The sequence below is a fragment of the Paenibacillus cucumis (ex Kampfer et al. 2016) genome (assembly GCF_019748695.1).
Classification (GTDB): Bacteria; Bacillota; Bacilli; order Paenibacillales; family Paenibacillaceae; genus Paenibacillus; species Paenibacillus polysaccharolyticus.
In genome coordinates this window covers 1-21,742 of the sequence record NZ_JACLIC010000048.1, presented here as the reverse complement: position 1 = coordinate 21,742, position 21,742 = coordinate 1, and the positions used below count along the sequence as shown (strand labels likewise).

At 45.0% G+C, this 21,742-nt stretch carries 17 protein-coding genes; 14 read left to right on the top strand and 3 right to left on the bottom strand.

What is annotated here, in order from left to right; all coding sequences use genetic code 11:
- Positions 1-44: 44 nt before the first annotated feature.
- From H7T88_RS26095 to infC, 8 genes are all read left to right on the top strand, one after another.
- Positions 45-1,430, top strand: a complete 1,386-nt coding sequence (locus H7T88_RS26095; protein ID WP_221791221.1) for an AraC family transcriptional regulator — start codon at positions 45-47, stop codon at positions 1,428-1,430.
- Positions 1,431-1,662: 232 nt separating this feature from the next.
- A complete protein-coding gene (locus H7T88_RS26090; RefSeq protein ID WP_221791219.1) occupies positions 1,663-3,822 on the top strand; it encodes a putative PEP-binding protein in 2,160 nt (719 codons plus the stop codon).
- A gap of 102 nt (positions 3,823-3,924) precedes the next feature.
- Positions 3,925-5,868, top strand: coding sequence for an LTA synthase family protein (locus H7T88_RS26085; protein ID WP_154886202.1), 1,944 nt, complete (start codon positions 3,925-3,927; stop codon positions 5,866-5,868).
- Between the two features lie 279 nt (positions 5,869-6,147).
- Positions 6,148-7,155, top strand: coding sequence for an LLM class flavin-dependent oxidoreductase (locus H7T88_RS26080; protein WP_221791217.1), 1,008 nt, complete (start codon positions 6,148-6,150; stop codon positions 7,153-7,155).
- A gap of 141 nt (positions 7,156-7,296) precedes the next feature.
- Positions 7,297-8,043: a metallophosphoesterase family protein gene (locus tag H7T88_RS26075; RefSeq protein WP_221791215.1), complete on the top strand. Its 747-nt coding sequence runs from the start codon at positions 7,297-7,299 to the stop codon at positions 8,041-8,043.
- Between the two features lie 117 nt (positions 8,044-8,160).
- Positions 8,161-8,484, top strand: coding sequence for a (2Fe-2S) ferredoxin domain-containing protein (locus H7T88_RS26070; protein ID WP_154886199.1), 324 nt, complete (start codon positions 8,161-8,163; stop codon positions 8,482-8,484).
- Between the two features lie 209 nt (positions 8,485-8,693).
- Positions 8,694-9,626, top strand: a complete 933-nt coding sequence (locus H7T88_RS26065) for a manganese-dependent inorganic pyrophosphatase (protein ID WP_154886198.1) — start codon at positions 8,694-8,696, stop codon at positions 9,624-9,626.
- Between the two features lie 189 nt (positions 9,627-9,815).
- Positions 9,816-10,307, top strand: a complete 492-nt coding sequence (infC, locus tag H7T88_RS26060) for a translation initiation factor IF-3 (protein ID WP_154959012.1) — start codon at positions 9,816-9,818, stop codon at positions 10,305-10,307.
- 116 nt (positions 10,308-10,423) lie between these two features.
- On the opposite strand, the gene tgl is transcribed toward infC, so the two are convergent.
- Complete coding sequence (tgl, locus tag H7T88_RS26055) at positions 10,424-11,248, bottom strand: spore coat transglutaminase TGL (protein WP_221791213.1); 825 nt, start codon at positions 11,246-11,248, stop codon at positions 10,424-10,426.
- A gap of 202 nt (positions 11,249-11,450) precedes the next feature.
- On the opposite strand from tgl, the gene H7T88_RS26050 reads away from it, so the two are divergent.
- Complete coding sequence (locus tag H7T88_RS26050) at positions 11,451-14,210, top strand: PAS domain-containing hybrid sensor histidine kinase/response regulator (protein WP_221791211.1); 2,760 nt, start codon at positions 11,451-11,453, stop codon at positions 14,208-14,210.
- Between the two features lie 109 nt (positions 14,211-14,319).
- Here the strand turns inward: H7T88_RS26050 and H7T88_RS26045 are convergent, their stop codons facing one another.
- Both H7T88_RS26045 and H7T88_RS26040 read right to left on the bottom strand, forming a co-directional pair.
- Positions 14,320-14,532 (bottom strand): cation:proton antiporter regulatory subunit, encoded by a 213-nt coding sequence (locus H7T88_RS26045; protein WP_090920691.1) that lies wholly within the window; start codon positions 14,530-14,532, stop codon positions 14,320-14,322.
- Positions 14,533-14,652: 120 nt separating this feature from the next.
- The gene (locus tag H7T88_RS26040; RefSeq protein ID WP_221791209.1) at positions 14,653-15,408 is read right to left on the bottom strand and encodes a hypothetical protein; all 756 of its coding nucleotides are present in this window, start codon (positions 15,406-15,408) and stop codon (positions 14,653-14,655) included.
- Between the two features lie 592 nt (positions 15,409-16,000).
- Between H7T88_RS26040 and H7T88_RS26035 the strand changes: the two genes are divergently transcribed.
- The 5 genes from H7T88_RS26035 to H7T88_RS26015 all read left to right on the top strand — a co-directional run bounded on the left by H7T88_RS26035 (position 16,001) and on the right by H7T88_RS26015 (position 21,707).
- Positions 16,001-17,695: a M3 family oligoendopeptidase gene (locus H7T88_RS26035; protein ID WP_221791207.1), complete on the top strand. Its 1,695-nt coding sequence runs from the start codon at positions 16,001-16,003 to the stop codon at positions 17,693-17,695.
- 206 nt (positions 17,696-17,901) lie between these two features.
- On the top strand, positions 17,902-19,053 hold the full coding sequence (locus H7T88_RS26030; protein WP_090920686.1) for an iron-containing alcohol dehydrogenase: 1,152 nt from the start codon (positions 17,902-17,904) through the stop codon (positions 19,051-19,053).
- A gap of 123 nt (positions 19,054-19,176) precedes the next feature.
- Positions 19,177-20,511, top strand: coding sequence for a glycoside hydrolase family 32 protein (locus tag H7T88_RS26025; protein WP_221791205.1), 1,335 nt, complete (start codon positions 19,177-19,179; stop codon positions 20,509-20,511).
- A gap of 8 nt (positions 20,512-20,519) precedes the next feature.
- The gene (locus H7T88_RS29220) at positions 20,520-20,633 is read left to right on the top strand and encodes a hypothetical protein (RefSeq protein ID WP_221791203.1); all 114 of its coding nucleotides are present in this window, start codon (positions 20,520-20,522) and stop codon (positions 20,631-20,633) included.
- Positions 20,634-20,768: 135 nt separating this feature from the next.
- On the top strand, positions 20,769-21,707 hold the full coding sequence (locus H7T88_RS26015) for a tyrosine-type recombinase/integrase (protein WP_090920680.1): 939 nt from the start codon (positions 20,769-20,771) through the stop codon (positions 21,705-21,707).
- Positions 21,708-21,742: the final 35 nt, after the last annotated feature.

Below are 21,742 nucleotides of genomic sequence, written 5' to 3'. Positions count from 1 at the left end.
CTGATGTTGGAGAAGAAGAGGCCTTGACGTTTTATAAAATGGATATGAATTCAATGTTCGAAGACAGCTGTTCCGGTAAGTTAATGCCGATCCAAAACAATCTGGAGAAGCAGGCTATTAACCGTGAAATAAGTTTGGTTACTGACAACATGATATCCGTAATTGAGTTTACATATACCCCTTGGAGTGCTTGTGTGGAGTGTATAGAACAGTTATATCGCCAGCAACATGTTACAGTTGTGCATGACGTGTGGGATGTACAAATCCAGTTCCAACAGTGGTTCCGAGATGTCATTCGTCAAAATGATCCAGAGCTTCAACCGAATCATGATCGGACCTCCCTCCAGCAATCCGTTCAATACATTGAATCGCATTATAATCAGATACTCACAGTGGACGAGCTAGCTTCCCGAGCCGGTCTGTCCAGAACAAGTTATACGCGGCATTTCAAGAGATTGACAGGCCAGCTTCCTCTTGATTATGTGAACCGTGTTCGACTGGAGCGATCCAAACAGCTGTTACAGATAACGGATGATCGTTTGCATGATATTGCGAGTCATGTGGGATTTAACAATGAGTATTATTTTAGTCGCCGCTTCAAGCAATACTCGGGAGTCTCACCAGGCGTGTACCGTCGTCATCACCGCCAGGAGGTGCGAGTGTTTGCTCCTTACTTGGAGGATTTCCTGTTGGCGCTCGGAGTAAAGCCGATATTGCAAGGTTCGCACAGGGCCTGGGGCAAACAACGTTATTTACAGCTGGATGATGTGCCCGAATTTGACGTCAGTCAGCGGGATGCCAAGTTTCAGGCGGAGCATATACCAGAGTTCATCATGCTGGACATGGGATATAAAACATGGAACCTGGATCGATTCGAGCAGGTGGCGCCCGTGTATTATGTACATCAAGAGGGTGAAGATTGGCGTGCCATTTTGAAATCGGCGGCAGACGTGCTTGGCAGAAACAATAGAGTCCAGGACGTTATTGAGTCATATGAGGATAAAGCCATGGAGGCCAAAAGACTTCTGCAAGGACGTATGCGCAAAGAATCGGTTGCTTTTCTCCGTGTTTCGGCTTCGGGAATTACACTTTACGGTGATCAATCTGGTTATGTAGGCCCAGTCATCTATCGGGATCTCGGTCTTAACCCTCATGAATATGTGACACAGTGGACACAACATGAGCGGAGAGTCGACATTGGATTAGAGCAATTAAGTCAGCTTCGGGCTGATCATCTACTGATTACCTTTGATACTCGTGACTCTTTAAGTTTCGGAGAGGAACGGCAACTGCTGGATAGAACGGAATGGAGGCAGCTTCCTGCCGTGAAGAGTGGTAATGTTTATGAGGTAGACTTTTTGACGTGGATGAACTACGGTGTGATCTCTCATGGGAAGAAAATCGACGATATCTTGCGGTTTATAGGGTAGTATTGGTTATGCAAAAAAACAAACAAAGGCTCCTTCAGCTCATGCTGAAGGAGTTTTTGCTTTGTACGGAATCAAATTTAACAAAAAAACAGAATAACGTTCACAAAATGTTGAACCTGTAGTCTTTGAAGACGCTCCTGCAACATAACATTAGAGTGAAGGTAGCGCTGTTTTAAGGCCTAACGACGCTGCTAATTAATCACAGCCATGGACGGCAGATGGGAGAGTTGCAATGACTAAACGGGTAATGCTGTTGGGAGAAAGAGGTGCAGACTTGGAAGGACTGACGCATGGTTTGGGGGTAGCCCTCGCAGAACTGATGCAAGCAGGATGGTCTGTTCCAGCGGGAATGGTCGTTACGACGGATGGCTGTCGCGCATATTGTACCCGTCTTGGTCAACTTTCCGATGAAATCATGGAAGAGCTGGTTAGAGCCATCCGACATCTGGAGCAACAAACGGGTACATCTTTTGGAGGACCGAACCATCCGCTTCTGTTTGATGTGCGATCAGATGAGGCTGGTTCTTCTTCCGTATCAGAAGAATACGCTGTATCTTACGTAGGTCTGAATGATGAAACCGCCGAACATCTCGCTCACCAGACAGGCAATCGTTTTTATGCGCTTCAATGTTATCTCACCTTACTTCAGCAGTACGGGCACATGGTTCATGGTATTCCTTATAAAATGACATTTGTGAAGACGGCAGATTCAGAGCCATATTTTTCAGGAGAAGCGGAGCTTGAATCATTGATTAAAGAATGGAAGGATTTGATTCAGGGGGTCAGCGGAAGGCCTTTTCCACAGGATGTATTTTCTCAACTTCAAACAGCTGTTCGAGCGGTGTTCTCTTCTGCTAACAAGATGAATCATATAGCTGGTCTCCTTGAGGATCAAACAAAGGAAGAAGCAATAAAAGGAACAGCAAACGGAGCAACAAGCGGGTCAGCTGTACTTATACAGGCCATTGTACAAGGTAAAGATGTCGATTATATAGGTTCAGGGAAAGTCTACACCCGTAATCCGGCAACGGGGGAACAAGGCATGATAGGAGATTATCTGCCGTCAAGAAGCGAGTCTGGAATGGTGCATGCGCTCTCTTACTTAAAAAGAAATAATTCAAAGCGCTATACAGATCTAGAGATAATCTGTACGGAGCTAGAGAGACGCACAGGAATAGTACTAGAACTTTCCTACGTGGTGAAGTCGGACTCAGTATGCATACAACATGTGCAACCTGCGAAATTAAGTTCATTGGCTACGATCAGAAACGCAGTCCATTTCGTGCATGAGGGGCTGGTTTCAAAAGAGGAAGCTCTCCTCCGAATGAGATCAGAAGATGTAACAGCGTGTATGCAGCAGGAGCTGCCCGAACTGAAAGTTTTGCTGGAATGGGCTGATGACATAAAAGAGTTATCCATTCTCGCCAAGGTGGAATATGTATCAGAGGCTGGACATGCGCGAGCATGGGATGCAGAGGGAATCGGGTTATGTGTAACCGAGACTATGCTGTTGTCTCCGTCCAGAAAGCCTTATATGCAGAAGATGCTCTTGGCGGATACGGAAGCAGATCGCAGGTGTGGGTTGGAACGATTGCTGCCGATGCAGCAGTCAGATATGGAATGTCTTTTTGAAGTGATGGACGGACGACCGGTGAACATTCAATTATTTGATTTTCCGCTGCAAGAGTTGTTCCAGGATGTAAATGTGCTGGAGCAGGATAGTAATGCTTCGACACTGATTTTATCCCGGATTCATGAAATGCAATTGGAGGCTATTTTCAAGGCAGCGGTCAAGAGTATCCGTAAAGGGCTATGGGTTCGTCCCGAAATCATGATTCCGCATGTGGAGCATGTACAAGAGATTCAAAAAATGAGAGCATTGGTGGATCATGTAGCGGATCAGGTGCTTGGTGAAGAGCGACGCCACTGTATTTATAAGGTAGGGGCTGCAGTTACCTCACAAAACTCTGCAAGGAAAGCAGCACAAATCGCGCGTTATGCAGACTTTATCTCGTTTGATGCAGATACTCTGACACAATCTATATACGGCAGCACTCGTGAGGAAACAACTGGGCGAGAGCTAGTGGACGAGGAGACTTTCCAGAGGGAATGTAGTTCTTCTCATACCTTTGATATAGAAGGGGTAGGCCGTTTAGTGGAGATGACAGCTACGCAAGGGCGAATTCGCAAACCGCATCTGAAAACATCCATAACCGGTGAACATATACTAGATGCGGCGTCCATTTCGTTTATCCATGATATCAAGTTAGTGGCTGTATGTTGCAGACCCGAGCAGATTCCATGGGCTCGAGTTGCAGCAGCGCAGGCAGTCATTCGAGCATCACGCAACCATCAAAGCATGAAGAACGAGGATATATCCACGATTGCCTGAGTCCGCTATAACCTCAATGGAACAGTGACGCGAAAACTGTTATACTGAAATATGCGTTTTGTAAAATGAACGTAAAATTTCAGATAAGGGTTGAAAACGACCATGTTTACATCGACGAATAAAAGCAAGCAGTCAACATCACGGACCTTATTTGCCGTCTTGTTTATTTTAATGCTGCTGAAGTTATCGCTTCTGCGTTATTTCTTCTTCAATGGGTTGTCGGGCGTGGGGCTGTTCACCGATGCTCTCGCTGCGCTTACCATTGTATGCGTGCTGGATTTAATTGTACCGCTGAGCTGGAAGCGCACGGTATACGGGGCGTTTAATGTTTTGTTCTCCCTGATTTTGTTTGCAGCCACGCTATATAATGCACACTTCAGTTCGGTTCCTACGTACACCGCGTTAAGTGAACTGGGGCAGGTTGCTCAGGTCAGAGGAAGTATCGGGCCGCTGGTTCGGCCGCAACACTTTATGTTTTTTGCCGATATTATTCTGGCTATACCGTTCTGGTTGATCAGACGCAGACGTAGCAGAGGGGCTTATCGTAGCAGTTACCAGGAGAGTAGCCTGACATTTGGCAAAAATCGTAGCCGTTACTGGGGCAAACTGGGTGTTGCACTTACAGCGGCGTTCTGCATCGTTTTGTCTGGCAGCTTTATCGTCAAGGGGGAAACGATTGATAACGAGCTGGTACGTGCTGAAAATCTCGGTTTTCTGAACTATCAGGTGTCCTCGGCAATTCTGACGAGCAAGGAAAATGAAGCCATTGCCAATGGCAATATTAACGAAACGATTGCCAAGATTAATGCATTGGTGAGCAAATATCCCTACCAGAACAAAACGGATAACGGTGCACTGGTGAAGGCCAAATATTTTGGTCAAGCAAAAGGCAGTAACTTGATTGTGCTTCAATTGGAATCCTTTCAAAATTTTCCGATTAACGCTTCGCTAAATGGTCAAGAATTAACGCCAGTCTTAAATAATCTTGCGAAAGAAAGCTATTATTTCTCTCATTTCTTCCAACAGATCGGTCAAGGAAATACATCGGATGCGGAGTTTATGTCGAATACGTCCATTTATCCTACAGGAGTTGTACCGATGTCAGCCGGGTATAGTGACCGTGACCTTCCAAGCCTGCCCAAACTGCTGGCGAAAGAAGGATATGAGTCTGAGACATACCACGTCAATGATGTAACTTTTTGGAACCGCAACAAGATGTACCCCGCCCTGGGTTTCACAAGATACTTCGATAAACCGAGTTTTACGAATGATAAATTCAACGATTTTGGGCCATCGGACGAAGAATTGTATCGGGTGGGTGTGGAAAAAATGACTGCGCATCAGGCTGCCAAACAGCCGTTCTATGCTCAGTTCATCACAGCGTCAAGCCATTCGCCGTTTACTGTTCCAGCCGATCGCGCACGTATTGAAATTCCGGCGACGATTACAAACAAACTGTTACATGATTACCTGCAAGCGATCAATTATACAGACTACGCAGTAGGTCAACTGATTGACGAATTGAAGGCCAACGGTTTATGGGATAATACAACGCTTGTGCTCTACGGGGATCACTTTGGACTACCGGAGGAACCAGAGATTACACAGCAGATTCAGGAAAACTTGAATATCCCATACGATGGAAAAGTAAGCCGATTCAATATTCCGCTGATGATTCATACGCCGAAACAAACGAAAGGGCAAGTGATTGAGCAGCCGGGTGGTCAACTGGATATTCTGCCTACCGTCATGAATCTGATGGGCGTATCGCTGAAGCAGGAGAAGTTCACAGCGTTTGGGCATGACTTGCTCAATATGGATCACAATGCATTCGGTATTCGTTATTACTTGCCGACAGGTTCATTTGTGAATAATGACATCATGTTTATTCCTGGTGCAGGTTTTGACGATGGAACGGCATACTCGCTCAAAACCTATGAGCCAGTCACGAATCTGGAACCGTACCGTTCCGATTACGAACATGTGCTCAGCTTGATGAAGCTGTCTGATGAGTACGTGAAGTTATTGCCTAAACGAGCACCTTAATTTAAATGAGTTGAATAGTGCAGTGTCATATTAGTAAGGTGAATAAACAGGCCAGACAAGTAAGGTAGATAAATAAAGTAGGCCGAGATAATGTCCTATAACGCAGCCAGCTAAAAACTGGCTGTGTTTTTTTATTTTCTTTTCGACATGTCAGGGGGAAAATGAAGAGTAAAGTAATGTAAAGTTTGAAACTGTAATTTTTAATGTTACAATGGACAAGTAAGCAAGAAGGAAAGCACCTTTATTCTATCACTTCACTGACGAGAGGAATGAATATATATGAAATTGAGTGTACTGGAGCATGGACACATTAGTGAGGGTCGCTATGTACATGATGCCTTGCAGGAAGCTGTAACGTTAGCGCAACATGCTGAACAACTAGGTTATTCCCGATTTTGGATGTCCGAGCATCACGGCGGAGGTGCGTTGTCCTTTTCAAGCCCGGAAATCATGATTGGCCATGTGGCTGCCCATACGGAGCGTATTCGAGTAGGATCAGGAGGCGTTATGCTGCCGCATTACAGCGCGTATAAAGTGGCGGAAAACTTCCGTTTGCTTGAAGCTTTGCACCCTGGACGTATCGACCTTGGCATTGGGCGTGCACCAGGAGGTATGCCTATTGCTAGTAGGGCATTGAATGAGGGCAAATCATCGAATGTACAGTTTTTCCCGCAACAGATTTCGGATCTTGGTGGTTACTTCCACGAGCAGTTGCCTGAAGATCATCGTTTTGCTTCCCTTGTAGCCGGACCTTCCGTTCCAACGGTACCCGAAGTATGGCTCTTGGGGTCCAGCTCGGAAGGAGCAAGGATTGCCGCGGCGCAAGGGACTGCCTATGCATTTGCCCAGTTCTTTGGAACACCAGGCGGAGAGGAAGCGATGAAACATTATCGTCGCCACTTCAAACCGTCCATTCTAGGCGACAAACCTCACTCCATGATTGCGGTCTCCGCTTTCTGTGCGGATACAGAAGAAGAAGCCGCTGAACTGGCTCGCAGCAATGAATTATTTTTCCTGCGACTTGGACGCGGACTGGAACAGAAGTCCTTCCCTTCTCTTGAAACAGTGAATAACTACCCATATACAGCGGTGGAGCTCGAACAGATTCGTCAGCGCCGCTCATTCTCCATCATTGGCACGCCGGATCAGGTGAAGGACAAAATTATTGCGATGGCTGAACGTCACGAAGCCGATGAAGTGATTATTGCGTCTGCCATCCATTCGTTCAAAGCACGTCTGCGTTCTTTCCGTCTGATTGCAGAAGCTTTCGGTCTGAATCAGAACTAAAGCAGGATTATACCTATAGGATCGGGAATATAAGTTTGGATAAGACGGGAACCTTGCTGACTTGGCTGCAGTTGTTGATGCAACAGGCAGACAAGGTTCCGGTTTGCATTTTGGGCTCAACCGGAAAGAGAGGAGATTCACTTGCGCAGATGTGTCATCAGTGACATTCACGGTTGTTATGATGAATTCAATGCACTGTTGGAACAGGTTCATTACGACCCGTCGCAGGATGAGTTGATTTTGCTGGGGGATTATGTAGATCGAGGCCCTAATAGCAAACAGATCATTGAGCAGATTATGAAGCTAAGACAAGAGAACCAAATCGTTATTCTCAAGGGAAATCATGATGCCATGATGGTGAAGGCTCTGACCCATGATGTCGAAGAGTACGATTTACACTGGATTCGCAATGGCGGATTACAGACGCTGGCGAGTTATCTACCCGTTTCGTATGATGGTGATCAGATGGACTGGCAGGCGTATGCTCAGGATAAACAATGGATGCGCTCTCATTATGAGCATCATCTGCATTTTCTGGACGAGCTTTCGTTGTCGTATGAAATTCCGGGATACATTTTCGTACACGCGGGCATTAACCCGGATGTAGCCGACTGGAGAAACCAGTCCGAACGGGATTTTCTCTGGATTCGCGAACCTTTTTACAGCAGACCTACAGCACTTAAGGAGATTGTTGTGTTTGGACATACCCCTGTGCAATATTTGCAGGATGAGCCTGGAATCTGGATGGACCCGCGCGGAGACAAGATCGGTATAGACGGTGGATGTGCTTATGGTGCACAATTGAATTTGCTGGAGATTAACGAAGCAGGTCGTTTGCAGACATTCTTTGTGAAAAAAGGATTGAATACGTTCGATCCTGAGCTGTAGAATATCGTTATCGTTGCACAAACCTGGATAGATGTGCTAATTTATAGAGTTGTAATGTTATACTGTGCAATCATAAAAAGATACATATCCTATTGATGTGAGAGGAATGAAGCGAGTTTGGCTATCTATAATCTGGATCAACTGCAACACCATATTTTACTCTGTAACGGCGGAACATGCATGCGTAATGAAGGGGAAGAAGTCACTCAGGCGGTGCGGGACGAAATTGCGAAACAACAGGCCGGAGGATTCATTCATACAACACGTACCAAATGTAATGGCCGCTGTGATGATGGATGTGTAACGATTGTGTATCCTCAAGGGGACTGGTACGGTAAAATGACCCCGGAATCAGGCCGGGAGCTCGTGCAAGCCCTGTGTAAAGGTGACAAGCTGGACGGACATCTGATTACAAATGTAGCGAATACACCTGCAAATTAGAACAGACGTGGATACCTTTTGATGATAATAAGCCAATAGCTTCTTCTTGATTCCCGGCGTTCTCCACTTGCGAAACTGGCCTTTGTGTAATCTCTCATTAATTCGCTGTAAAGGGATTGGAATTAAGACGTATAAGCGCTATAATCAGTAAGGTATGATTCAAATAAGGATAAGATTAACTTAAACTCGAATTGACGGAGGGCTATGATATGGAAAAAGTACTAATTTTCGGCCACAAAAACCCGGATACAGACACGATCTGCTCAGCAATCGCGTATGCAGACCTGAAAAGCAAATTGGGACAGGAAGTTGAAGCCGTGCGCCTGGGCGAAGTGAATGGCGAAACGCAGTTCGCACTGGATCAATTCAAAGTTGAAGCACCGCGTATGATCAAAACAGCGGCTAACGAAGTGAATAAAGTCATTCTGGTGGATCACAATGAGCGTCAGCAAAGTGTAAGCGATATTGAAGATGTAACCGTTGTTGAAGTCATTGACCATCACCGTATTGCCAATTTTGAGACAAGTCAGCCTTTGTATTTCCGTGCGGAGCCTGTAGGCTGTACTGCAACGATTTTGAACAAAATGTACAAAGAGAACGGCATCGAAATCAGCGCGCCGATCGCGGGTCTGATGTTGTCCGCGATTATCTCGGATTCCTTGTTGTTCAAATCTCCAACTTGCACAGAGCAAGACGTAGCTGCAGCACGTGAGCTGGCTGCTATTGCCGGTGTAGATGCAGATAGCTATGGTCTGGACATGCTGAAAGCTGGCGCAGACTTGAGTCAGAAAACAATTGCTGAGCTGATCTCTCTGGATGCGAAAGAATTCGCTATGGGTACAGCGAAAGTGGAAATCGCCCAAGTGAATGCGGTTGACGTTAACGATGTACTGGTAAAACAGCCAGAGCTTGAAGCGGCGATCGAAGCGATTATCTCCAGCAAAGGACTTGACCTGTTCTTGTTTGTTGTGACGGATATCTTGAACAATGACTCCGTTGGACTGGCTTATGGTGCATCTACTCAAGCGGTTGAAAAAGCATACAATGTAACGCTGACAGACCACAAAGCATTGCTCAAAGGTGTTGTATCTCGCAAATCGCAGATCGTACCTGTTCTGACAGAAGCATTTAACTCGTTGTAATTCGGGGGACACGCCACGATATTACGAGAAAAAGTCATCGTAATGACAGGATGTTAATCTTAACGCAACGTATGCAATGTAGGTAACGTTTATAACAGCACACGAAATGTAGTCTAATATTTAAGCCTGCTCTGATCTTCAGTGATCAGGACAGGCTTTTCATGTCAAGGAGGAAGATGCATGGCTCAGATCATTAAAAATGAAAAGATCAAAGCTAACGAAGTGCAACTCACCGGTCTGAATGGAGAAGACCTGGGCGTCATGTCAACACGGGAAGCACTGGCACTGGCCAAACAGCATAAGGTAGACTTGGTGTGTTTGTCCCTGATGACCAGCCCACCTCCGTGTAAACTGATTGGTGCGGACGCTGCCCGTGAAGAAGCACAGCAGGCGAAGAAAAAGGCAGGCAAATCTCCGGATAAACGCAAAGTAAAGGAAATTCGCCTGCATCTGCAAATGGAGGATCATGACCGGGATGTGAAGCAGTCACAAGCAGAGCGTATTCTGAAAAAAGGTGACTCCGTGAAATTGGTCATCCAAGTGCATGGAGCCAAAGAGGGAGAGTCAGGCAAAGCCTGGGCAGAAGAACTGTGCAAAGCGTTGAAAGAACACGGCACTAAAACGACAGGAGTTCAGGTTAGCGGCAAGCAAGTTGTGGTTCAGCTTGATCCACCGAACTGATAACATATTGCAAGGAGCCCAATATCAAGTCAGCGCCATGGCTGCTTGTGATTGGGCTTTTTGCAATATATGGGTTATTCTATTAATGACGCGTAACTGATCTCATGATCGGACATTCAAGTACGCAAATAGCGGCTGCCGCCTACTCGAACATACATTTGTCCAGGTAATACGGGTGTGGTTATGTCCGGGTTGTTGCCGATGGCATTTTTGGCATAGCGGGATAAATAAAGGAAGTCTGGATATATGACCATATCCATTAAATAGGCCGAGGTCATGCTGCCGGGAAAACGAAAATGATTTAAGGTTCGAATAATTTCCTGACCGCTTGCAATGCCAATACCATGTCCGTAGTACCAGTTTTCCCTCAACATAATGGTGTTTTCACCCTGCCATTCAGGGGTTTTGGGTGACACGTCTGGATTTTTGAAATAAAGCACATCTCCAGGTAGAGCGAGTTCCTTGCCATTCTTTTCTGTCAAACGCAGATCACTGTCGTAATGCCAGTCAAACAGCAACAGATTACGGAATAATGAATTAAAGGCATCCTCACGGATGCTTCCAAGTACGCCTCCATAGAGTACAATAACGGTAGCGGTTGCACACTCGAACGCATATAAGCGTCCGTTTCTCCATATATCTCGGATGCCTTCTGCAGGTGTTACATCTGGCCTTAGCTCGAATCCACCCTGTGCATTTCGATTCCAAAAGGCAGGGTTACACCTGGAGTCTTCGAATGAGGCAAAGCTGACACCGCTTCGGTTCAACCCTTCGGCTGCATCAACAAGGGATTCTCTTAAGTTCCATTCAAAATGGAGATGATCCATGGATTGATACACATACCTTATGGGGCGGTTTTGCAGCTGCTGTAACCAGTACCATTCAAATGCAGACCATTCGGATGGCGACAGTTGAATCGGTTGATTCGCAACAATAATCATGTGGCAATAACCTCCGTTCTTTCATGACCTGGGTGTGCTGAAAAGCTGAAGATCTTAACGTGTCGATTGTTGCCATGTTTTTTTGCTTTTGTTTCGTTTAACTATCGTGGCATTTGGGGTACTACTCTATAAGATATAGTTATGTTCAGGTCGATCTGTTCATACGAATAACATTTACAATCTCGGTAAGGGAGGATACGTAGTGTCGAACTCCATCACACAGAGCCGGTCTCTGTTCGAACAATTATACACACACGCGCCAATCGGCATTGCTGTCGCTTCTCATGTTAATGGACTGTGGGTGCAGTTAAATCCAGCTTTTTGCGAGATGCTTGGATCAACGGAGGAAGAACTGTTGCATACTTCCGTTGTACATATGATTTATGAAGAGGACCTCAGGTACGAAGAGTTTCGCCGTAATTTCTGGGAAATGACCAACGGTGAACAGCCGATGTATGAAACAGAGGTGCGCCTGAAACGAAAAAACGGCACGTTGCTGTGGGCAACAATCAGAGCTTGCATTGTCCGGGACGAGGTAAGCGGAGAGCCATTATATTTACTAGTACAAGCTGCAGACATTACGAAGCAAAAAGAGGCGGAAGAAACGCTTCTTAATCAGCGTCAACAACTAGAAGAAAGTAGTCGTATTTCGCGCATCCTGGCTGAATCATCCATGGATCTGATTGCAATTCACGAAGCGGATGCCGAGCGCACGTTCAAATATGTATCACATGCCAGCAGAAAAATGCTCGGTTACGAGCCTGAAGAAATGATCGGACGCTCAGGAATGTTCTGTATTCATCAGGACGATATCCCGGCTGTAAAGGCTTATATCCGCCGTCAGATGATCGGGCTCACTCCAGAGCGGATTAGTTATCGTCTAGTGCACAAAGATGGTTCCCTTGTATGGGCGGATACGCTGACTCATTATGTTTGTGACGAGTCGGGAAATTTGCAAGAGATGGTTGCAGTCACACGTGATATTACAGAAAGCAAACAGCAACAATTGAATTTGCAGGAGTACAAGTCGTTGTTTGATTGTAATCCGCTTGGTGTGGCATCTCTGGATCTGGACGGGAACTTGCTGAAAGCGAATGTTGGGCAGGAGCAATTAACAGGGCATAGCAAAGAAGAACTGTTAAGCCGACCTTTTGATCATCTGATTGATCCGGTCGACTTGGAGAAGACGCGTTATCATTTTGAAAAATCGGTCAAGGGTGTAGCGCAGCGTTATGAGATTGGTCTGATTCATAAGGATGGACAACGAATCGAGACAAGTGTGATCAACGTTCCTATTTTATTAGAAGATAAAGTGGTTGGTGTCTATGGCATTACGAGTGATGTTACAGCAGCCAAACGTTACGTCGAAGAGATTGAAAATTTAAGTTATGAAAGAGCACTGATCTTGAATGGAATGTCCGAAGGTGTGATTGGGCTGGATCTGGATGGAAACGTGAATTTTGCCAATCCTGCAGCGGCGGAGATGATGAATATCTGTCCGAGTGAGATGAACGGTAAACCTTTGGAAAAAATGATGATACAGATGCAGAGCGAGGGCATTCCATATCCGACGAACGGCACACCTATTTTGCGGGCTGTGCGTGAAGGTAGGGCCTTGCCTCGTACAGAATCCGTATTTTGGCGTCAGGACGGATCGAGTTTTCTTGCAGAGTTCCAACTGAAGCCGATTATGGATCAAGGGAAAACACGTGGTGCTGTGCTGGTCTTCCGTGATATGACTTCGGTAAAAGAAATCATTCGTGCCAAGGAAGCAGCAGAGCATGCGGATCGTGCAAAATCCGAGTTTCTTGCCATTATGAGCCACGAGCTCCGTACACCGCTAAACGGGATTATGGGAATGGCACATCTTTTGATGGAAACGGAGCTGAATGAGGAGCAACAGGGATTTGCCGAGATCATGATTGATAGCGGGGAGTCGCTACTCTATATTTTGAATGAAATACTGGATTTCAGTAAAATCGAAGCAGGCAAAATGGATCTGGAACAGGGGCCAGTAGATATTCGGGACATGTTAGGCAGTGTAATAGAGCTGTTCTCCATTAAAGCCTCTGAGAAGAATATTGAGCTGTACAGTGAAATATCGGATCACATTCCGGAACGTGTATGCGGAGATGAGACAAGAATTCGTCAAATTCTGATTAATTTGGTGGGTAATGCTGTTAAATTTACTGAAAAAGGAAGCGTCACGATCGTTGCGGAGATGGATTCTTCGCAAGCATATGGTCCAGATCAGCTGATGCTTTCGTTTAAAGTTAAAGATACAGGCATTGGTATTGCATTTGATAAACAGCATCAATTATTTCAATCCTTCTCCCAGTTGGACCCAGCGATTAATCGGAAATTTGGAGGAACGGGGCTGGGACTTGCCATTAGCAAGAAATTAGTGGAGCTGATGGGCGGAGCCATTGGAGTTCAAAGTGAGATTGGGCAGGGAGCGGAATTCCAGTTTACTATTATGCTGGACAAGTGGACAGAGGAGGAAATGGTGTCAGAAGAAGGTGAGGTTGCTGTCACGGTAGAATTGCCAGAGCGTAACCGCCTTGCACGAGGCATTCGGATTTTGATTGCCGAGGATCAGGCTGTGAATAGCCATCTTCTGGAGGAAATGCTTCGCAAATTTGGCGGGGTGTGCGATGTTGTGGAGAATGGAGAACAAGCTATACATTTGCTTGCAACTACCCCTTATGATCTGATTTTCATGGATATCCAAATGCCTGTGATGGATGGGATTGAAGCGACTTGTGAGATTAGGAAAATGCATCCGGAAATCCCTGTGATCGCTGCGATAACAGCCTTTGCAGGGGAGCGAGATCGTGAAGCTTGTTTGCAATGCGGAATGCAAGACTTCATAAGCAAACCTTTCCACTCTGCAGAAATTATCCGAGTGCTGAACACATGGGTACCTTATATTCAATCCCACCAAAGGAATTGGAATGATTAACTCAAAAAACCTGTAACTCCAATGGAGTACAGGTTTTTTGAGGTGAAATTTGCTGTTTTTTTGTGCGCTTAAGTGTGCTGAAGTTACTAAACTGCTAGGAAGCTCGTACTCAGGACCATCCTCCGATTAATCCTGAGAGTGTTACACATTCATCATCTTCCAATTCTGCAATCAGCGTAAGCTCTTCATTATCTTGCGGATTTACCGAAAATAACTCACGGCGTCCATCTTCGTGTTTGATGATAACTAACTGATTACCACCTTTTGTATGAAACTGGTACTTCACCCCGATACCAGGCAGGGCGCATTCCCGGATATTCATGAAACTTGTTCACCTCTTTAGTTTTTGCTTTAATCATCGTTAACCGTTCTCACAGTACGGATGTATTCTACTATCCATAACACCGTTTGGCAAGTCACAAATCTCATTGCCCGGAAGGGGTCATGAATTTTTTAGATCTGCAATCGAATTTCGCCGTCGTCTTGTCCGTCTGCGCCGTATGAAGAACCAGATGAGCAAGGCCAGGACCAACACAAGGCCTGCGATGGCAACTAACAGGATATTCCGAATATTCGGAATCTGTACTGTCAAATCCAGCTTATTCTTTTGCAAAGGAGAAACGTTCCAGATTAGCGTTTTACCGCCATCTTCTACCAGGTCAGCATTGGAATTCTGGGCTTTAATCGGCAGAGAGAGTTTGAAGTCAAAATTCACATCTTTTAACAAAAGCCGTTTGAGAAAACCCGGAACGCTATTGATCCTATCTTTAATATCCCCATCGGGCATGGATTCCATAAGGTCAGCTTCGGCAAGGATATGCAATTGGGATGTGAAAAAGCCTGGTGTCTTGGATTGTTCGATATGAATTCCTGGCGGTAGCTTCGAGGAATCGAATCCGGTCATGTTGCTTTTTTCATAATGAGTCGTTGCTTTCAACACGTTCTGGTCCGCCTGTTTGGTCACTTCTGTTTTAAAATTATTCCGTTCCAAGGCTTCAGCTAGCAAGGGCATTAGATTGTCTTGTCCAATTTTGCCAAGGGCCGAGTCCGACACACTTAGATTCAGATCCAGATCGGCCGTTCCATCTGTATTCACAGTTACATGGGCTTCTCCATCTGCACAGGCGGACAACATGATAAGCATGAGGGCAAACATAATAGAAAGCGATAATTGACGTATAGAAATGCGAGTTGACATGTGAAGCCTGCCTTTCTGCGTAGGTCTAGTGTGGTAATGTCCATATCTATCCAATCAGAAGTATAGTATACAACGGAACGACGGGAGATGCGAACAAGATGTATAAAACGGGGTAAAAGGTGAGATTACTATGGCGCAGGATTAAAAAAGTAAAGTAAAAGTGATGTTTATCGTTGATTAAAATTAAAGATTTCGTATTTTTGTCAATGTTCGGTTAATTCAAACGGCCATTCCGCGTGTACACTAAGATAGAGATGAATATACGGGCAAGGGAGGTACATTCATGACTTATATTATTATTCTAGCTGCGATTATGGTTGTGGGTATGATTGGAATGGGCTGGTTCTATAAGATTGTTGACGAAGACAAACATTAATTGTGGAACCATCCATAGGAACAATTGAAAAAAGACAAGCCTATAAGCTTGCTTCGCGGATGCGAGGCGGGCTTATTTGATATTTTTGTAAAAGCATTTGACCGATGGACAAATATTTTTCGTAAAGTTGGGATTTTTAGGCTTCACTTTTGTATAATAAGGGATAGCTTCTCGGGTTTTTCCCGAAATTTGCCAAACAGGAAAGGGTGTACATAAATGAAGTTTAGTGAATACACGTATACACGTCCCGATCTGGAACACATCAAGACCTCTTTCGGTGAACTGCTGAAGGGATTCGAAGCGGCATCTACAGTGGAAGAGCAGAGTGAATTCATGGACAAGATCAATGCTTTGCGTAACGATTTTGAAACGCAAGCACAGCTGGTCTATATCCGTCATTCTATTGATACCAATGATGAGTTTTATAAGGCAGAGAATGAATTCCTGGATGATAGTCAGCCTGTTGTCCAAGAATACATTACCGATTTTTACCGTGCGCTGGTGAACTCCAAGTTCCGTGCAGAACTAGAGAAAAAGTGGGGACCCCAGCTGTTTCAGCTCGCTGAGCAAGCTTTGAAAACATTCAGCCCGGAGATCATTGAGGATCTTCAAAAGGAAAATAAACTTTCTACAGAATACAATCAGCTGATTGCTTCTGCCAAAATTCTATTCGAAGGTGAAGAGCGCACGCTGCCTCAGCTTCATCCGTTTGAGCTGTCTACGGATCGCTCGATGCGTGAACGTGCTTCGGAAGCCCGGTATACATTTATGGCGGAGCACGAAGCTGAATTTGACCGCATTTACGATGAACTGGTGAAGGTACGTACACAGATTGCGAAAAAACTGGGGTATCCGAGCTATGTGGAGCTTGGTTATGACCGTATGAACCGTACAGATTATAATGCGGAGATGGTCGCTAATTTCCGCGCGCAAGTCCGCGACTACATCGTACCTGTTGCGACCAAGCTCAGAGAGCGTCAGCGTAGCCGGATTGATGTCGATACGCTTTATTTTTACGATCAGGGCTTCAGTTTCAAAACGGGCAACCCAACACCCAAAGGTGATCCAGACTGGATCGTAGAGAACGGGAAACGCATGTACGCAGAACTTTCACCAGAGACCGATGTGTTCTTCCAGATGATGACTGACAACGAATTGATGGATCTGGTAAGCAAAAAAGGCAAACAGGGCGGCGGATATTGCACGTTCCTGAACGATTACAAAGTGCCGTTCATTTTCTCCAACTTCAACGGTACGTCGGGTGACATTGATGTATTGACCCATGAAGCTGGACATGCTTTCCAGGTGTATGAGAGCCGTAACTTTGCTGTGCCGGAATATAACTGGCCTACATTTGAATCCGCAGAGATTCATTCGATGAGTATGGAGTTTTTCACTTGGCCGTGGATGGAATTGTTCTTCAAGGAAGATACAGACAAGTACAAGTTCGATCATTTGTCCTCAGCCCTGTTGTTTATTCCATATGGTGTATCTGTGGATGAATTCCAGCATTTTGTCTATGCGAACCCGGATGCGACACCAGCAGAACGCAAGCAGGCTTGGCGTAACATTGAGAAGACTTATCTGCCGCATATCAACTACAAGGATAACGCATATCTGGAGCAAGGCGGATTCTGGCATAAACAAGGTCATATTTTTTCTTCACCATTCTATTACATTGACTACACGCTGGCACAAATCTGTGCGTTCCAGTTCTGGAAACGCAGTAATGAAGATATGAAATCAGCATGGGCTGATTATCTGACATTGTGCAAAGCTGGTGGTAGCCTGTCCTTCACAGGTCTGGTGGAGCTTGCTGGTTTAAAATCACCATTTGAAGACGGCTGTGTATCATCCGTCATTGGTGAGATTGAAGCTTGGCTTGATGGTGTTAACGACAAGGCATTGTAATCAAAAAAGTAATCAAACGATATGGCGACTTGGACACAGATGGTGTCTAGGTCGTCTTTTTTTATGATCAAAGAAACCATGAAATCCGGTTAGCTGTATGGGACAATGTAACATTTATCAGTTGATTGTGATTTATTTCACTATAGCTGGAAACGGATTCAGTTACAATAAAGGTAGTAAATCAGGGTTACAGGAGGCTGGTTCAGATGGCAACGCATGCATATTATGTCCCACCCGTGAATTTGATGGGTAGAGGGTGTTTGCAGGATGCAGCTCCAATGATTGGACAGATGGGTATACGTAAGGCTCTGGTCGTTACGGATCAGGAACTGGTTACGTCAGGTATTGCCGAACGTGTACTGTCTACGCTGCGGAAAGCAGGGTTAGACTATGTCGTATATGATGAGGTACAGCCCAATCCAACATGCGAGCAAGTGCATGAAGGGTTAATAGTATTCCAGAACCATGGCTGTGACGCCATTATATCGATAGGCGGAGGTTCACCGCAGGATGCTGCAAAAGCGATTGGAATCGTTGCTGCAAACGGTGGACACATCCGTCAATATGAAGGACTGCACCAATCCCGAACCAAATCGGTTCCGCTGGTAGCTGTGAATACAACAGCTGGTACATCAAGCGAGGTAACGATGAACTACGTGATTACAGATGAGGAGCGAAAAGTGAAAATGGTGATGGTAGACCGGAACTGTCTAGTTGATCTGTCGGTAAATGATCCTGAACTTATGCTGAGTAAACCTGCGAGTCTGACTGCTGCAACGGGTATGGACGCGTTAACCCATGCGGTTGAAGCAATGGTTACACCAGGCGGATTTACGGTTACAAGTGCAACGGCTGCTGCTGCGGTCAAATTGATCTTTGAATATTTGCCAAGAGCAGTGAAGGATGGGACTGATCTGGAAGCAAGGGAGTATATGACTTACGCCTGTTTCCTGGGAGGTATTGCTTTTAACAATGCGGGTCTCGGATATGTTCATGCCATGGCACATCAATTAGGCGGGGTATATGATCTACCGCATGGTGTGTGTAACGCGATGTTGCTTCCTTATGTTGAAGAGATGAATGCCAAACATGTGCCAGACAAATTCCGTCATATCGCCAAGGCGATCGGGATGGATGTAAAGGAGCGCACCGATGAGGAATGTGCAGCATACGTCATTACTGCGATTCGGAACCTGGCCAAAGAAGTGGGGATTCCTGAAAAGCTGTCCGAACTTGGGGTACAGAACCCGGATGTGGAGTTGCTTGCAAGTAATGCAATGAAAGATGCTTGTGCACCAGGTAATCCGTATCAACCGTCCAAGGATGAGGTTATGAACCTTTTCCGAAAGATAATCTAGAACAGATTGAAGAGAAGCTTTTATACTACTCATGTTTAGACTATAGAGAAATAAATAATGGTACAATGGAGTCGCTGAGATCAGCGGCTTTTTTTGACTTGACTTGATTTGACTTGATTTGACTTGAATAGATATGAATTGTGGGATACGCTTACATCTGTTGTTGAAAAAGTTAATAATGTTGGCGTTACATACTATGTTGGAGACTCCAATGTATTTAAATCGTTGATGGAGGCCGTGATGAAACAGGATCAATTACATGTAAAAGCACCTGGCAACTGGATGAATGACCCGAACGGGTTTATCTATTATCGAGGAGAGTACCACTTATTCTATCAATACTTCCCGTATGGCCTGCAGTGGGGCACCATGCATTGGGGTCATGCGACCAGCCCGGATTTGGTCACATGGACGCACCATCCTATAGCCCTATATCCAAGCAAAGGGTATGACCAAAATGGTTGTTTCTCTGGAACGGCACTCGAAATGCAAGGCCAAATGTTTTTATTTTATACCGCTGTCAAATACGATGTGCTCAATGAAGAGAACATTCATGTGATTGTGGATGATCAATTCGAGTCGAGTCAGGCTGTGATCATCTCGGAGGATGGCTATACGTTTGATAACCTGACCTCTAAGCAGCAGATCATACCTCCGATCGTCGATTCTGTTCTGGGGGATCGCACGCATACACGTGATCCAAAAGTGTGGAAGTCCCGGGATCGGTATTATATGATTTTGGGCACCAAGACGAGAGATCGACAGGGCAAGCATTTGTTTTATTCAAGTGAGGATCTGCTCCAGTGGACATATGTGAACAGCTATACCAAGTCAGGGCTGGGGTATATGTGGGAGTGCCCGGATATTTTCAGTTTGTTGGATCATTCGAGTGGAGCCCAGCAGACTGTACTGCTGATGTCCCCGGAAGGGATTCAAAGCGAACCGTTGTATACAAGTCACGCGATGTGCAGTCTGGTTTCCTTCAAAGAAGAGAGCTGCGATATCATCATTCCGGATCAATTGAATATGGTCGATTATGGTGGGGACTTGTATGCGCCTCAGACGAATCTGGATGCAGCAGGGCGCAGGGTTATGATAGCCTGGATGCGAATGCCGCTACCTGTGGAGAATCCGGGTGAGAAGCCGTGGATTGGCATGATGGCCTTACCACGAGTCATCGAGGTCGAGGGCGAACAGATATATTTCCGAGTGCATCCTGAGGTGGAGACTCATTTTAAGACCCCTATCCCTGTCGAGCAGATTAATTATGCCAAGCCATTTCAATTGAAAGTTGTGTTGCAGGAACATCAGGTTCTGGATATTGGCGGTTATCGCATATGGCTGGAAGACGGAAGAGTGCATACCGATCGGGCAGAGGTGTTTAGGGGCTTGGATCAATATGATCTTCAGTTTCAGACTCGGAGCTTCAGGGAAATTGTGAACTCAACATTTTTGTAGAGCCAAACTTGATTGAAATTTTTGTGAATCAGGGGAAGTATGTATTAAGCAATGTGGTATATGATCTGCAATCTTATGTAAGCTATACGGGTGAATTAGAGTGTAAAATGGGTAATGCGTAGGGCCGCCGGAGAAATCCGGCTTCTTTGATGCATACGTATTCAATGTGTCTATAGACATCTTCACAAATAAAGTCTAATGCGTAATAATGTAGGTCGGACTATTGGCAGCATAAGGCATGCACTTCAGGAGGCATCATGAAACTCAGCACAACTGATTTAAACCATTATTTGCGACAATATGAGATCTATTTGAGTGTAGAACGCAATCTGTCTCATAAATCCATCAGAGCATATTTATCTGATCTGAATAGACTTGTAATCTGGCTTGATTCACATGTATTACACGAAGTAACTAGAGATAATTTGCGTAAATACCTTGAACAATTAACGAGTGAACAGACGCTTAAAGACTCTACGATTAAGAGGAAATACATATGTTTTAAAGCATTCTTCAATTATCTCGTGCAGAACGGAAATCTTAAGGAATCACCCATTGATGGTTATGGAAAGAAATTCAAAACGGCAAGGCGCATTCCCAAGACACTTTCCGTCAATGAGATTGAGAAATTGTTAAATGCCCCTCAAGAGCATATGAAACAATTACACACCATTTTTCGAAAGAGGATAAACCTGCGAAATGCCGCAATTATTGAGTTGTTATACGTCATCGGGATTCGTATTGGTGAATTGGTTAGTATAGATATTGAGCATATTGATCTTGAAGAGAGAACCGTGCTCATCTTTGGGAAAGGGCGTAAGGAGCGACTCTTATATATTTCAAGTGAAGAGGTTATTCAAAAGATTAAGAGCTGGCTCCAAGTTCGTGAGAACTTCGAACCTCAAAGTGACGCTCTTTTTCTTAATAAATACGGCCATAGGCTCTCCATATATTCTATAGAGGACATTTTTTCGAAATTTAGAGATATGTCAAAAGTAAGTAAAAATTCAACTCCGCATTATCTTCGCCATAGTTTTGCTACTCATTTGCTAAATAATGGTGCAGATCTGCGATCGGTACAGGAGATTCTTGGACATACCAATGTAAGCACGACACAAATCTATACCGAAGTCTCTGTGGAACGAAAGAAGGATGTACTGTCGAGGTTTAATCCAAGAAATAACTTAAAAGTGTAGAGAAAAACCTCCAAATAACTATAAATTATTTGGAG

Excerpts from the sequence above, each read along its gene's own strand:
- H7T88_RS26080 (WP_221791217.1), top strand. The coding sequence starts at position 6,148 with ATGAAATTGAGTGTACTGGAGCATGGACACATTAGTGAGGGTCGCTAT.
- H7T88_RS26065 (WP_154886198.1), top strand. The coding sequence starts at position 8,694 with ATGGAAAAAGTACTAATTTTCGGCCACAAAAACCCGGATACAGACACG.
- H7T88_RS26030 (WP_090920686.1), top strand. The coding sequence starts at position 17,902 with ATGGCAACGCATGCATATTATGTCCCACCCGTGAATTTGATGGGTAGA.
- H7T88_RS26090 (WP_221791219.1), top strand. The coding sequence starts at position 1,663 with ATGACTAAACGGGTAATGCTGTTGGGAGAAAGAGGTGCAGACTTGGAA.
- H7T88_RS26040 (WP_221791209.1), bottom strand. The coding sequence starts at position 15,408 with ATGTCAACTCGCATTTCTATACGTCAATTATCGCTTTCTATTATGTTT.
- tgl (WP_221791213.1), bottom strand. The coding sequence starts at position 11,248 with ATGATTATTGTTGCGAATCAACCGATTCAACTGTCGCCATCCGAATGG.
- H7T88_RS26015 (WP_090920680.1), top strand. The coding sequence starts at position 20,769 with ATGAAACTCAGCACAACTGATTTAAACCATTATTTGCGACAATATGAG.
- H7T88_RS26035 (WP_221791207.1), top strand. The coding sequence starts at position 16,001 with ATGAAGTTTAGTGAATACACGTATACACGTCCCGATCTGGAACACATC.
- H7T88_RS26095 (WP_221791221.1), top strand. The coding sequence starts at position 45 with ATGAATTCAATGTTCGAAGACAGCTGTTCCGGTAAGTTAATGCCGATC.
- H7T88_RS26085 (WP_154886202.1), top strand. The coding sequence starts at position 3,925 with ATGTTTACATCGACGAATAAAAGCAAGCAGTCAACATCACGGACCTTA.
- H7T88_RS26045 (WP_090920691.1), bottom strand. The coding sequence starts at position 14,532 with ATGAATATCCGGGAATGCGCCCTGCCTGGTATCGGGGTGAAGTACCAG.